Source organism: Brachybacterium hainanense (genome assembly GCF_042434575.1).
GTDB lineage: Bacteria > Actinomycetota > Actinomycetes > Actinomycetales > Dermabacteraceae > Brachybacterium > Brachybacterium hainanense.
In genome coordinates, this window is record NZ_JBHLSV010000001.1 from 25,385 (window position 1) to 38,228 (window position 12,844).

12 protein-coding genes are annotated in these 12,844 nt (G+C 71.6%); 6 read left to right on the forward strand and 6 right to left on the reverse strand.

What is annotated here, in order from left to right; translation table 11 throughout:
• Positions 1-393: 393 nt before the first annotated feature.
• The gene (locus ACFFF6_RS00130; protein ID WP_376977094.1) at positions 394-1,527 is read left to right on the forward strand and encodes a GntR family transcriptional regulator; all 1,134 of its coding nucleotides are present in this window, start codon (positions 394-396) and stop codon (positions 1,525-1,527) included.
• A 286-nt stretch (positions 1,528-1,813) separates the two neighbouring features.
• Here the strand turns inward: ACFFF6_RS00130 and ACFFF6_RS00135 are convergent, their stop codons facing one another.
• The 6 genes from ACFFF6_RS00135 to ACFFF6_RS00160 form a co-directional block, all read right to left on the reverse strand.
• Positions 1,814-2,500 (reverse strand): N-acetylmannosamine-6-phosphate 2-epimerase, encoded by a 687-nt coding sequence (locus ACFFF6_RS00135; RefSeq protein WP_376977096.1) that lies wholly within the window; start codon positions 2,498-2,500, stop codon positions 1,814-1,816.
• Positions 2,501-2,516: 16 nt separating this feature from the next.
• Positions 2,517-3,383 (reverse strand): BglG family transcription antiterminator, encoded by an 867-nt coding sequence (locus tag ACFFF6_RS00140; protein WP_376977098.1) that lies wholly within the window; start codon positions 3,381-3,383, stop codon positions 2,517-2,519.
• Entirely contained in the window at positions 3,380-3,877 is a 498-nt protein-coding gene (locus ACFFF6_RS00145) for a PTS sugar transporter subunit IIA (protein ID WP_376977100.1), read from the reverse strand. Before ACFFF6_RS00145 ends, ACFFF6_RS00140 begins: the two co-directional genes overlap by 4 nt.
• A gap of 189 nt (positions 3,878-4,066) precedes the next feature.
• Positions 4,067-5,728 (reverse strand): PTS transporter subunit EIIC, encoded by a 1,662-nt coding sequence (locus ACFFF6_RS00150; protein WP_376977101.1) that lies wholly within the window; start codon positions 5,726-5,728, stop codon positions 4,067-4,069.
• A 140-nt stretch (positions 5,729-5,868) separates the two neighbouring features.
• Positions 5,869-7,038 (reverse strand): low temperature requirement protein A, encoded by a 1,170-nt coding sequence (locus tag ACFFF6_RS00155; RefSeq protein ID WP_376977103.1) that lies wholly within the window; start codon positions 7,036-7,038, stop codon positions 5,869-5,871.
• Positions 7,039-7,166: 128 nt separating this feature from the next.
• Positions 7,167-8,102, reverse strand: a complete 936-nt coding sequence (locus ACFFF6_RS00160; RefSeq protein WP_376977104.1) for a helix-turn-helix transcriptional regulator — start codon at positions 8,100-8,102, stop codon at positions 7,167-7,169.
• Positions 8,103-8,233: 131 nt separating this feature from the next.
• Here ACFFF6_RS00160 and ACFFF6_RS00165 point away from each other — a divergent pair, with 131 nt between their 5' ends.
• The 5 genes from ACFFF6_RS00165 to ACFFF6_RS00185 all read left to right on the forward strand — a co-directional run bounded on the left by ACFFF6_RS00165 (position 8,234) and on the right by ACFFF6_RS00185 (position 12,669).
• On the forward strand, positions 8,234-9,253 hold the full coding sequence (locus ACFFF6_RS00165) for a zinc-dependent alcohol dehydrogenase family protein (protein ID WP_376977106.1): 1,020 nt from the start codon (positions 8,234-8,236) through the stop codon (positions 9,251-9,253).
• Positions 9,254-9,276: 23 nt separating this feature from the next.
• Positions 9,277-9,789, forward strand: a complete 513-nt coding sequence (locus ACFFF6_RS00170) for an NUDIX domain-containing protein (RefSeq protein ID WP_376977107.1) — start codon at positions 9,277-9,279, stop codon at positions 9,787-9,789.
• Positions 9,786-10,544, forward strand: coding sequence for an HAD family hydrolase (locus tag ACFFF6_RS00175; protein ID WP_376977109.1), 759 nt, complete (start codon positions 9,786-9,788; stop codon positions 10,542-10,544). The genes ACFFF6_RS00170 and ACFFF6_RS00175 overlap by 4 nt, the downstream gene beginning before the upstream one ends.
• 435 nt (positions 10,545-10,979) lie before the next feature.
• Positions 10,980-11,933, forward strand: coding sequence for an ABC transporter ATP-binding protein (locus ACFFF6_RS00180; RefSeq protein ID WP_376977111.1), 954 nt, complete (start codon positions 10,980-10,982; stop codon positions 11,931-11,933).
• A 1-nt stretch (position 11,934) separates the two neighbouring features.
• A complete protein-coding gene (locus ACFFF6_RS00185; RefSeq protein ID WP_376977113.1) occupies positions 11,935-12,669 on the forward strand; it encodes an ABC transporter permease in 735 nt (244 codons plus the stop codon).
• Positions 12,670-12,844 lie beyond the last annotated feature (175 nt).

Below are 12,844 nucleotides of genomic sequence, written 5' to 3' on the forward strand. Positions count from 1 at the left end.
GTCGTCAGCATAGATGTAAGTATTGTTGTGTTGCAAGTCTCGAAGAGGTAACGAACAACGAGCAGGGTCCCGCGCACGGACGCGACGTCTTCGCCCTGCTCAGTGCGAGGACCCCCCCCCCCCCGAGAAGGGAGGCCCTCAGCAGGATCGCCGCCGAGTGCCCTGCAGACGACTTCGTTGTAAATAAGGTATGCTCCCACCAGCTCGAGGGGCCTGTCGGCGAGGATCGCCGGTTCCCGCGCGATGAGGGCTCGGTGGCGCAGCGCACCGCGGTCCGATCACGGCGGGGCGCTTCCTCGGGTTCGGGAGAATGAGCATCGACACCGGTGCCCCGGTGGAGCCCGTCGGTGCGATCTGTGCCGCCGCGACGATCGCGAAGAGGAAGTGGACGAGATGGATCTGCACGAGCTGCCCCGCATGAGCACTCTCGTGCACCTCGATCGGGACCTCGCGAGCCCGCTGTACATCCAGGTCGCGAACGGGATCCGCGCGAGCATCGACGAGGGACGGCTCAGCGAGGGCCAGCGCCTGCCCTCGGAGAACGAGGCCAGCGACGAGCTCGGGGTCTCCCGCCCCACCCTCCGCCAGGCATTCCGCCTGCTCGAGAACGAGGGGCTCCTCGTGCGGAGCCGGGCGAGCGGCACGCGCGTGCGTCGGCAGAGAGACGCCCCCGATGACGCCCGCGCCTCCGCCTCCGAGGTCGTGCGTGCACGTGTCGACGTCCGGCTCATCGGCATGGTCGTCCCCGACTGGACGAACCCCTTCTTCATCTCCCTGTGCGCCGGAGTCGAACGGGCTGCCCGGGTCGCCTCGATGCGCGTGTCCGTCACCGATGTGATGGAGGACCGCCGGGTGGAGCGTCGGACCCTGCGCCAGATGCAGCGCGACTGCGACATCACCGTCGCTGTGGCGCCGCGGCTCGACGACGCCGAGATCACCGAGCTGCTCGATCCGCGCCGCACCGTGCTGGTCAACCGCGCCGTCCCCGGGTTCCGGTCGGTGAACGTCGATGCGACCACCGGTGTCAGCCAGGCCGTGGGGCACCTGGTCGCGCTCGGGCACGCGTGCATCGGCTACATCTCGGGACCGGCGAGCTCGCGGGCGAGCGGAGCCCTGGCGGCCCACGTCAAGCAGGAGGTCACCGCCCGAGGCGCCGACTTCCTCGCGTTCGGGCCGGTCGAGCCGACCATCGGGGGCGGAGCATCGATCGCCGACGAGGTCCTCAACTCCGCCGTGACAGCGGTGGTCACGCATAACGACCTGGTCGCGCTCGGCATGATCAGCTACGCGAAGAGCCGTGGCGCGTCCATCCCGAGGGACCTCAGCGTCATCGGATTCGACAACATCCCCTTCGACGCGGTCGCCGACCCGCCGCTGACATCGGTCGCAGTGCGCAGCCACGAGGTCGGACGCCTCGTCGTCCACGAGATCTCCGAGATGCTCGAGGGCGCCGGGGGGCAGCCCGGGGTGGTCCACCTGGGCAGCGAGCTGTACATGCGGGAGTCGACGGCGCGTCCGGGGAGCTGACGGGACGCGGATGACATGCGGCGGAGCCTGACCGGGGATGAGCCAGAACGACACAGGTCCGCCGTGGCGGACCGGGGATGAGCCAGAACCGTAGCGCGGGTGCCTCAAAGACGGTCAGCACGTCCTCCGGGACGAGCCCGTGCCTCACACACGATCAGCGCCCCCACCGGGACGAGCCGGTGCGTCCACCGCGGTCAGCGGCTGGTGTCGGCTCTGTCGTGAGGCTCGGCGACGATCCGCGGACCCATCAAAGCGGTGGCGTGCCGCCTCGGCTCGTCCGCGCCCCTCAGGCCCCGGCGACCGCCCGCGCGAACCAGCCGGTGATCGTGCTCGGGTGCGTGATGGCGGTGCCGACCACGACCGCGAAGGCCCCGGCATCACGGGCGGCGGCGGCCTGCGCGGGGGTGTGGACGCGGCCCTCGGCGACGAGCACCGCCCCCTCGCCCAGCTGCTCGGCGATCTCCGCGAGCAGCGCGAGGTCGGGCCCGTCGGTCTTCTCGCGCACGCCCGTGTAGCCGGCGAGGGTCGTGCCGATGATCTCCGCACCGGCCCGGGCCGCGGCGAGCGCGGAGGGAAGGCTGTCGCAGTCGGCCATGATCGGACCGTCGAAGCCGTCCTCGCGGAGGGCGGCGATGGTCTCGGCGAGGGTGCGCCCGTCGGGACGCTCCCGCTCGGTGCCGTCGAGGGCGAGGATGTCCGCACCGGCGGCGATCACGGCGCGGCAGTGCTCGAGCGTGGGCGTGATGAACACGCCGTCCGCACCGTCCTTCCAGATGCCGATCACCGGCACGGACACGGCCGCCGTCACCTGGCGGATGTCCTCGAGGCCCTGGGCGCGCACAGCAGCCGCGCCCCCGGATTCGACGGCAGCGGCGACCTGCGCCATGGTGCGGGGATCGCGCATCGGCTCTCCCGGGTAGGCCTGGCAGGACACGATGAGGCGGCCTTCGAGGGCCGCGACGAGAGGATGCATGGCTGGTTCTCCTGGGTCAGTGGCCGTGCCCGGCATCGGACAGCAGCCGGTGCACGTGCAGGGCGATGTAGGTGGTCTCGTCGACGCTGAGGTGCTGTCCCCAGGTCGCGTCGAGGACGGCGGCGACCTCGCGGGCCAGGCGCACCACCTCGGGGACGGAGCTCTCGAGGGCCTCGCCGACGAGCGCGGGGGCGACCGTCACCTTGCGGCCGTCAGCCAGGCGGACGAACAGGAACCGCAGATGGGTGACGAAACGGGCCGCAGCCTCGCTCTCGCGGTCCAGGCGCGTCCCCGTCTCCTCCTCGAGCACATCGAAGATCTCGGCGAGCGCCTGCGTCATCGACACGGTGCGGTCCAGGACCTCGCCCGAGAAGGTCGCGGAGACGAAGTGCAGGGCGAAGGCGGTGGCCTCATCCCCGGGAAGGCGCACGCCCAGGCGCTGCTCGATCATGTCGAGCGCCGTCCTCCCGGCGGCGAGCTCGCGCGGATACAGATGCCGGACCTCCCAGACCAGGGGCAGGTCGATCACGACACCCTCGCGGGCTCGTGCGATCGCGTGGTGCAGGTGATCGGCGATCGGCAGCAGCAGCGTCTCCGGCCGCGCGAGCCCCGTCAGAGCCGTGGCCTGCTCGAGGATCCCCCGCGCGAGCAGGATCTCCACGGGCGGGATCTGCGCGAGGGTCCCAGCGGCGGCATCGGCGCGGCTCGTGTCCTCGGGGACGTAGACCGCCTCCGCGCGCTCCGTGTCCACGAGCACGCCGCGGCGTGCGCCGAAGCCGACGCCCGGCCCGGTGACGACGACGCCGCGGCCGCGCGCATCGAGCGCGAGCACGACGTTGTTGTTGTGGACCCGCTGGATCACGAGCCGCTGCGGCGGGATCATCGGGCCCGGACCGCCAGCACCCGCTCCCCGACCGCGGCGTCCAGGACGGGCCCCTCGATCTCGAAGCCGTCCGCGTTGGAGACCACCACGGGCGTGATGACCGACGGGATCCGGGCACGCAGCAGCTCCAGGTCGACGTCGAGGATCGCCTGGCCGGCGGCGACCTCCTCGCCCTCGCGGACACGCGCGGCGAAGCCCTCGCCCTTCAGCGCGACCGAGTCGACACCCACGTGGACCAGCACCTCCGCCCCGTTCTCGGCGCGGATGCCGATCGCGTGCCGGGTCTCCGGCACGAGCACGACCGTGCCCGCGACCGGCGCGCAGATGCTCCCGCCGGCGAGGTTCACCGCGAAGCCGGGGCCCACGAGGCCCCCGGAGAACACGGGGTCCGGCACCGCGTCCAGGCCCAGCAGGACGCCGGGCGCGGGCGCCGTCACGTCCACCGCCGCCGGGGTCTGCTCCAGGGGCTGCTTCTTCTTGCCGAATCCGAACATCGGACTCCTCCTTCAGTGGTCGTGTCTGCATGACCGATCGACCGCGCACCGTCCTGCGGATCCGCTCGTCCCTCGCGAAGCCTCCGGCCGGAGCGCGCCCGATCAGTCGTCCCTGTCTGACCGATCGACCGCGCACCGTCCTGCGGATCCGCTCGTCCCTCGCGAAGCCTCCGGCCGGAGCGCGCCCGATCAGTCGTCGTGTCCGATGATCTCGTTGATGACGCCCTTGTACAGGACGGCCTTGCCCCCGTACACGGCCTGGACCCCGCCGGCGACCTCGAACACGTCGACCGCGCCGAGCTGCTTCAGCCGCGCCTTGTCCACCGTCGACGGGTCATGGACGGAGACGCGCAGGCGGGTGATGCAGGCGTCGACGTCCTCGAGGTTCCCCGCCCCGCCGAGCGCCTCGATGATCTGCATACTCGTGGACCGCAGCTCCTCCTTGCGCGAGGCCGCGGAACCGCCGCGCGACGCGGGGACCGTGGACGCCGTCGCGGGAACCGGCACGGCGCCGGGCTCCCGGGCGGGGTCGACCTCATCGGCGGCCGCGTCCCGGCCGGGGGTCCTGATCCCGAAGCGGGTGATGAGGAAGCGGAAGGACACGTAGTAGAGCACGAACCAGAGCGCACCCACCGGCAGGACATACAGCCAGTGGGTCTTGTCCTGGCCCTGGAGGATCCCGAAGAGGGTGAAGTCGATGGCGCCGCCGGAGAAGGTGTTGCCGATGCGGATCTGCAGCAGGTCCGCCACGAGGAACGACAGCCCGTCGAAGAAGGCGTGCAGCACGTAGAGCAGCGGGGCGACGAACAGGAACATGTACTCGATCGGCTCGGTGATGCCGGTGATGAACGAGGTCGCGGCGACGCCGATGAACAGGCCCGCGAACTTCGCGCGGCGGTCCTTCGGGATGCAGTGGTACATGGCCAGGCACGCCCCGGGCAGGCCGAACATCATCGTGCCGAAGCGGCCGGCGAAGTACTTGGTGCCCTCGGTGTACAGGCCCGTGTGCCCCGGATCTGCGAGCTGGGCGAAGAAGATGTTCTGGGCGCCGGAGACGCTGGCGCCCGCGACGGTCTCCGTCCCGCCCAGCGGCGTGTACCAGAACATCGGGTAGATCATGTGGTGCAGGCCCACCGCGCCGGAGAGCCGCAGCAGGAATCCGTACAGGAAGGTGCCGAGCGGCCCCAGGGTCGCGATGCCCTCGCCCGCGCCGACCAGCGCGTGCTGGATGGGCGGCCAGACGAGGAAGAACGCCGCGCCCACCGGGATCGCGGCGAGCGAGACCGCGATCGGCACGAAGCGCGACCCGCCGAAGAAGCCGAGCACCTGCGGGAGCTGGATGTCGTGGTAGCGGTTGTGGAGGGTCACCGCGATCGCGCCGATCACGAGCGCGCCGACGATGCCGGTGTCGATCGGCTCGCCCTCGGGCGAGAAGATCTTCAGCATCGAGGCGGTCGCGCCGGTCATCACGAGGTAGCCGACGATCCCGGCGAGCGCGGCGGTGCCCTTGTCGCGCCTGGCGAGGCCGATGCACAGGCCGATGCTCAGCAGCAGCGCGAGGTTGCTGAAGACGACGGTCCCGGCATCGGCGATGACGGTGAAGATGCCCTGGAGCACGGGATTGTCGAGCACCGGGTAGGCGCCGACCGTGTTCGGGTTCGACAGGGCCCCGCCGATGCCGAGCAGCAGACCGGCCGCGGGCAGGATGGCGATGGGGAGCATGAAGGCCTTGCCGACCTTCTGCAGGTTCTTGAACGGGGAGCCGAGGCGGGCCTTCAGGGACCGGGAGGTGCCGGGACCGTCGGAGGCAGGGCGCTCATCGGCATCGACGGCGGAGGACGCGGAGGACATGGGAGGGCTCCAGGGCAGTGCGCTGCGCCAGGTCTTGCCTCCGAGGAGTCACAATCCTGCGAACGGACCGAACTGTATGTCCGTGCGGAGCCCGGCGTCAAGGCGCCGTGCCATGGCGCGACGCGCCCCGGCTCCCCGGCTCAGTGCTCGTCGGCTGCCTCGACGCCCGCCGGCCTGCGCCACACCAGCACCGCGACCATGCCGATCATGATCACGGCGGTCAGCGCGAAGGGCACGGGGATCACGGGATCGATGAGGACCAGCACCGCGCCCAGCGGCACGCAGGTGTTCACCCACGCGTCGCCGTGGCGCCGGATCACCAGCGCCCAGGTGCCCAGCACGAACACGGCGATCGGGATGGTGTACGCGAAGGACGCCCCGACGGCGGAGAGGCTGCTGTGCCCGAGGATGTGGTCGACCTCGGCCTCGATGCCGGCGCTGAAGGCGCCGGCGGCCGCGAAGATCGCGATGTGACCGTACCCGTAGGTGAGGGAGCCCCTCAGGCTGGTGATCGCCGTGTGGTGCGGCGCCCAGAAGTAGATCCACCACAGAGCCGCCGTCACCACCAGCGCGAGGGACGAGAGGAACGCCAGCTCGCCGATGTGCTCTCCCTCGCCGACCGCCTCGATGATCGCGTTCGCCGAGGCCAGCAGGCTCTCGCCCAGCAGGATCAGGACGAACAGCCCGTAACGCTCGGTGATGTGGTGAGGGTTCCACGGGGTCGTCCCCGTGCGCTCGGCGATCACCGGCACGGCGAGCTCGCACAGCGCGAGGACGATGAAGGCCGGCAGCGCCAGCTCATCGGGCACGAGCAGGAACAGCACCCAGAGCAGCTGCACGAGGCTCACCCCGACCGCGTAGGTCAGCGCGGTCCGACGCAGCGGCGTGTGCCGCGAGGCGCGCAGCCACTGCGCCACCAGCGCGAGGCGCATGACGACGTAGGCGAGGATCGCCAGACGGAAGTCGTGCTCCTGGAAGGCGGGCACGACCCCGGCGGCGAGCACCAGGACCCCGCCCATCTGCACGATCGTCAGCACCCGGTACAGCCAGTCATCGGTGTCGAAGGACGTGGCGAACCAGGTGAAGTTCATCCACGCCCACCAGATCGCGAAGAACACCATGAGGTAGCTGAGCGCTCCGGCGCCGACGTGGCCCTCCGTCAGGGCGTGGTGGAGCTGCACGGCGGAGATCGACACGGCGATCACGAAGACGAGGTCGAAGAACAGCTCGAGAGTCGAGGCCACGCGGCCGCTCTCGTGGGGATCGCGCGGGAGCATCGGCCGGAGGCGGAGCGAGGTGGCTCGGGACATGCGCTCACTGTATCCCAATCCCGCGATTCTATATCAGCGATACATTCCGGTGCTCGCCCCGTGCGGTCCACCAGCGCCCGACCGCCGTCCGCGCAGCGGGCCCCGTCACCGGCCGAGGTCGGTCCGGCTCAGCTCTCGTCGCGGCTCAGGGCACCTGCCCCCTGCGAGGCCTGCCAGCTGGCCAGCAGCCGCAGACGCTCGGCGCTCTCGCTGCCGGGCTCGGCCGTGTAGACCAGGAGCACGCAGCCCGGCTCGGCGGTGATCGCGAGCTCCTCGTACGCGAGGCTCACCGCGCCGACGACGGGATGACGGTAGCGCTTCACGCCCGCGCCATGGGTGCGCACATCGTGCTGGCCCCACAGCGTGCGGAACAGGTCCGAGCAGGTCGACAGCTCCCCGACCAGATCCTGCATCGCCGCATCATGCGGGTCCCGGCCGGCATCCGCCCGCATGATCCCCACGCACATGCGGGCGAACAGCTCCCAGTCCGGGTAGAAGTCCTTCGCGACCGGGTCCAGGAACTGGAAGCGGGCGAGGTTCGGGACCCGTCCGGGACCGGTCGGATCGGCGACCCAGATCCCGGACGGGGAGCCGCCCGCATCCGCCTCCCCGATGATCGGGGAGAAGAAGGCGCGGCCCAGCGCGTTGGTGGCCAGGAGGTCGTGATGCTGGTCGCGGACGAAGGCGACGCCGTGGGTCAGCGATTCCAGAGCCCATTGCAGGCTGGGGCGGATCCCGGCGCGCGGGGCGGAGCGACGGCGAGGCCGACCCGAGGTGGGGATGCCATCGGCCGCTCGGGCGAGATCCAGCAGGTGCACGCGCTCGGTCTCGTCCAGCTGCAGGGCCCGCGCGAGCGCATCGAGGACGGAGGCGCTCGCCCCCGCGATCGCGCCGCGCTCGAGCTTCGCGTAGTACTCGACGCTCACCCCGGCGAGCATCGCGACCTCGCTGCGACGCAGGCCGGCGACCCGCCGCCCGGTCCCCGCAGGCAGGCCGACCGCCTGCGGCGTCACCTTCGCGCGGCGCGACATGAGGAACTGACGGACCTCTGCTCTGTTGTCCATGACCGCACCCTAGGCATGGTCGGCGGCGCTGTGGGGTCCCCTGCCGGTACACCTCTCGCGAGGGTCTCCTCGCACCGTGCGCGGGCGAGCACGATGGACGGGAACCACCGTCCCCACCTCAGGAGAACCCCATGCGCGCAGTGATCATGCATGCCCCCGGCGACGTCCGCATCGGCGAGCGCGAGGACCCGGTGCTCGTCGAGCCCGCCGACGCGGTGATCCGCCTCGCCGCCACCTGCATCTGCGGCTCCGACCTCTGGCCCTACCGCGGCGACGACCACGTCCACGAGACGCCGATGGGTCATGAGTACGTGGGCGTTATCGAGCAGATCGGCTCCGCGGTGACGACCCTGTCCCCCGGCGACTTCGTCGTCGGTTCCTTCATGGCCTCCGACGGCACCTGCGAGATCTGCGCGGCCGGCTACCAGTCCCGCTGCGCGCATGTCGTCCCGATGGGCGGGATCGGCACGCAGGCCGAGCGCGCCCGCATCCCCTTCGCCGACGGCACGCTCGTGAAGACTCCCGGCATGCCCGACCGGGACCTCCTCCCCTCCCTGCTCGCGGCCTCCGACGTGCTGGGCACCGGCTGGTTCGCGGCAGACGCCGCCGCAGCCGGCCCGGGGAAGACGGTCGCCGTGGTCGGAGACGGGGCGGTGGGCCTGCTGGGGATCCTCGCCGCGCGGCAGATGGGCGCCGAGCGCATCATCGCGATGAGCCGTCACGCCGACCGCCAGACGCTCGCCCGAGAGTTCGGCGCGACCGATGTCGTCGAGGAGCGGGGCGACGACGGCGTGGCGCGCATCAAGGAGCTGACCAGCGGGTACGGCGCGCATTCGACGATCGAGGCGGTCGGGACGCAGGAGGCGATGATGCAGGCGATCCGGGCGACCCGGCCGGGCGGCCACGTCGGCTACGTGGGCGTCTCGCACGGGGTGAGCCTGCCCGGCGAGGAGCTGTTCTTCTCCGGTGTGCATCTGCACGGCGGTCCCGCCCCGGTGCGCCGCTACCTGCCCGAGCTGATCCAGCTGATCTGGGACCGGACGATCGATCCCGGGAAGGTCTTCGACCTCGTCCTCCCGCTCGCCGATGCCGCCGAGGGCTACCGCGCGATGGACGAGCGCCGCGCCATCAAGGTGATGCTGACTCTGTGAGGCCCGGGCCCTAGCCTGGTGCGGTGGCCGCCGATCTCCGCTCCGTTCCCGAACCGTCCCTGCCGCGGCGACGGGCTGTCGCCGTCGTCGTCGAGGACGGCATGGTGCTCCTCATCGGCCGTGTGAAGGACGGCCGCCGCTACGCAGTGCTCCCCGGCGGCGGCATCGAGGCGGGTGAGGAAGCGGAGACGGCGTGCCTGCGCGAACTCTGGGAGGAGACGGGCCTGGTCGGGAGGATGCTCGGTCCTCTCCAGGTTCCGTCTGCCGCCCCGGAGGACACCGTCCTGTTCGCGGTCAGCGCGCAGGGGACGCCGGCGCTGGGCGGTCCCGAGAAGGAGCGTGCGACTCCGACGAACCTCTATCGGCCGATGTGGCTGCCGCTCGCGGACCTGCCCGCGGCGAACCTCGTGCCCGCCTCCTCTCGCGAGGCGGTCACCGCCGTCATCGCCGGTCGCGTGGGGTCCGAGGCCGGCCGAGCCGCGCTCCGCGCGGTACGACGGGGACCGGTGAGGCCCCTGGAGGACTCGGGACCATGACGGCATGGGCGTCGCCTCGCGCTTCCGAGTCCACGACACCGATCCGCGCCGTGGTCCTCGACCTCGACGACACGCCGTTCGATCACGCGACATCGATGCGACGCGGCGTGCTCCGGCTCCTCGCGGAGCTCGGGCTCCGTCCCACACCGGAACTCGCGAGGTCCTGGGAGGAGCAGGCGGTCCGCCTGATGGAGCGACACCGGGCAGGAACGCTGGGCCCGGAAGGATATCGCAGGGCCCGGGTGGCGCATCTGCTCGCCGCGGCAGGCCACCCCGACGCGGACGGCATGACCCATGCCCCCGATGTCCTCGACCAGACCTACGCGCAGTATCTCGAGCTGTACGAGGACTCCTGGATCGCGTTCCCCGACGCGCATGCGACGCTGGACCGGCTGCGTGCAGCAGGGCTCCGGCTCGGTGTCCTCACCAACGGCCCGGAGGATCGTCAGAGACGGAAGCTGCGGGCCCTCGAGATCGATACCCGTGTCGATGCGCTGTGCACGAGCGAGAGCGTCGGATCACGCAAGCCGGACCCCCGGATGTACGCAGCGATCTGCGAGGTGCTCGACGTCGCTCCTGAGCAGGTGCTCCATGTCGGCGATGACGTCGAGAACGACGTGCGGGGACCGATCGCAGCCGGCATGCGCGCGGTCCACCTGGATCGCTCGTCCGCGGCGTCCTCCGACGGACCTGACCGGGGCGGCTCGTGCCCCCGGCGCATCACCGGCCTTGAGGCGATCCTCTCGATGGTCTGATCAGCGTCCCGATCCCCGCCGAGTGCGGAGCACATGAGGGTATGGAGATCCGACAGCGACACGTCCGCCGCACGTCTGGACGTCCCGCCCCGTCCCCAGCCTTCAGGCCCACGTCTTCACCCCGGGTGCGGAGCACGTGAGGGAATCCGGCTCCGAGAGCGGCACCTTCACCGCACACTCGGACTTCCGACCCCTGTCCCCGCTCCGAGTGCGGCACAGATGCGGGTATCGGGAGGTGAAAGCGACATCTGCGCCGCACTCGGGCGATGGCGCGGCCCGAACCGGCGATGCGACGGAGTCGGGAGCGCGGTCTGATCGTCGCCGCGCACTCCACCCCAGGCACCACCCGGAGGGGCCGGCAGGACGACGAAAGTCGCTCCGCCGCAGACCCTCCGGCGGTGCCGCGGCGAGCTCCGTCCCGCGCATGCTCGAGGCATGACCAGCTCAGCCCCGCCCGACCCCCGCGACGTCGGCATCCGCGTGCGCGGCCTCCGCAAGCAGTACGGAGACCGCGCGGCGGTCGACGGCATCGACTTCGACTGCGAGCCCGGCACGATCACCGGCTTCCTGGGCCCCAACGGGGCCGGGAAGTCCACCACCCTGCGGATCCTCACCGGTCTCGCCGATGCCGACGCCGGCCGGGCCCTGATCCGCGGCCGCCGCTACCGGGACCTGCCCGCCCCGTCCCGCGAGGTCGGGGTCATGCTGGATGCGCGATCGCTGCACGGCGGACGCACGGGCATCGAGACCCTGAGCCTGGCCGCCACGATCGCCGGCATGCCTGCCTCCCGCGCGGCCGAGGTCCTGGACCTGGTGGGGCTCGAGGGTGCGGGCCGCAAGCGCGTGGCCTCGTACTCGTACGGGATGCGGCAGCGGCTCGGGATCGGCGTCGCGCTGATCGGCGAGCCGCAGGTCCTGATCCTCGACGAGCCCGCGAACGGCCTGGACCCCGAGGGGATCCGCTGGATGCGGCTGCTGCTGCAGGACTTCGCAGCCCGCGGCGGGACGGTCCTGCTCTCGAGCCACCAGCTGCACGAGGTGCAGGCGACCGTCGACCATCTGCTGGTGATCGCGCGCGGCCGCCTGGTCCGCCAGGGCCTGCTGGAGGAGGTCGTCTCCGCGGGCGGCACCCGGGTCGGCGTGACGGAGCCGGAACGGCTGGTCGCGGCGCTCGACGCCATCGGCGCGGGGCACACGCAGCGCTCCGACGGCCTGGTCGACGTGCCCCTCGAACCGGTGCAGGTGGGGCGCCTCGCCCTCGAGCACCGGCTGATCCTCACCTCCCTCGGCGCCGTCGAGACCGGCGGCCTCGAGGACACCTTCTTCTCCCTCACCGCGGATCCGGCCGCACCCGCGACCCCTGCCCTCGTCACCGCCCAGGAGGCCTGAGATGCGCCCGATGCTCGATCTCCGCCAGCTTCTCGACACCCGTGGCGGCACGGTCCTCACGGTCCTCGCGCTCGCCTCCGGCATCGGCGCAGCGCTCCTCTCGGCGTTCCTCCAGCCCGTGTTCACCGACGGTGCGCCCGTCCTCCTGTACGGCACGCTCGTGGTGATGGCGCTCCCGCTGGGGATCGCGCTGCCGGTCCTGGGCTCGGTCATGGTCGCCTCCGACTGGTCGAGCTCCTCGATCCAGACGACGTTCCTGCAACGGCCCCGCCGCGGCGCCGTCCTCGCCTCGAAGCTGCTCGCGGCGCTGATCCTCGGTGCGGTCGTGATCGCCGCCGGGCTGCTCGCGTCCATCGCGGCGACCGCCGCGGCCGGTGCGGTCACCGGGGCCGGTGCGGACTACTCGCAGGCCGGGACCACCATCCTCGCCCAGATCATGTACCTGCTGGGCACGCTCGCCTTCGGCACGGCGATGGGCACGCTTCTGCAGTCCACGCCCCTCGCCCTGGTCGCCTCCCTCGCGGTGCCCTTCGCGGTGACGGTCGCGGGAGGACTCACGATGCTCCTGGACTCCGAGCTCGTCACCCGGCTGATCGCCGTGCTGGACCTGTCCCAGGCGACGGCCGCGATCGCGGACGGCTCGGTGCGCCCGGAGAACGTGGGCGCCGTCGCCCTGCTCGTCCTCGCTCCCCTCGTCGCGGGCACGCTGCGCTGGAACCGTCGCGAGATCGGCTGAGCGGAGCCCGGGCAGGCGCTCGGCGGCGGGCGCATACTGCGCCCAGTCACCACGGCGAGGTCCGCGGCCCGGTCGGAAGAAGGACCCGTGATGCCCCGCTCCCCTGACACCTGCGTCTGTCCGGGATCCTCGCCCTGGTGGGAGGGATCCTCGGCAGTGTCGTCATCTTCGTGAT

Bases quoted from the DNA above. Each gene is read 5' to 3' on its own strand.
- ACFFF6_RS00130 (WP_376977094.1), top strand. From the start codon at position 394: ATGGATCTGCACGAGCTGCCCCGCATGAGCACTCTCGTGCACCTCGAT.
- ACFFF6_RS00135 (WP_376977096.1), bottom strand. From the start codon at position 2,500: ATGCATCCTCTCGTCGCGGCCCTCGAAGGCCGCCTCATCGTGTCCTGC.
- ACFFF6_RS00140 (WP_376977098.1), bottom strand. From the start codon at position 3,383: ATGATCCCGCCGCAGCGGCTCGTGATCCAGCGGGTCCACAACAACAAC.
- ACFFF6_RS00145 (WP_376977100.1), bottom strand. From the start codon at position 3,877: ATGTTCGGATTCGGCAAGAAGAAGCAGCCCCTGGAGCAGACCCCGGCG.
- ACFFF6_RS00150 (WP_376977101.1), bottom strand. From the start codon at position 5,728: ATGTCCTCCGCGTCCTCCGCCGTCGATGCCGATGAGCGCCCTGCCTCC.
- ACFFF6_RS00155 (WP_376977103.1), bottom strand. From the start codon at position 7,038: ATGTCCCGAGCCACCTCGCTCCGCCTCCGGCCGATGCTCCCGCGCGAT.
- ACFFF6_RS00160 (WP_376977104.1), bottom strand. From the start codon at position 8,102: ATGGACAACAGAGCAGAGGTCCGTCAGTTCCTCATGTCGCGCCGCGCG.
- ACFFF6_RS00165 (WP_376977106.1), top strand. From the start codon at position 8,234: ATGCGCGCAGTGATCATGCATGCCCCCGGCGACGTCCGCATCGGCGAG.
- ACFFF6_RS00175 (WP_376977109.1), top strand. From the start codon at position 9,786: ATGACGGCATGGGCGTCGCCTCGCGCTTCCGAGTCCACGACACCGATC.
- ACFFF6_RS00180 (WP_376977111.1), top strand. From the start codon at position 10,980: ATGACCAGCTCAGCCCCGCCCGACCCCCGCGACGTCGGCATCCGCGTG.
- ACFFF6_RS00185 (WP_376977113.1), top strand. From the start codon at position 11,935: ATGCGCCCGATGCTCGATCTCCGCCAGCTTCTCGACACCCGTGGCGGC.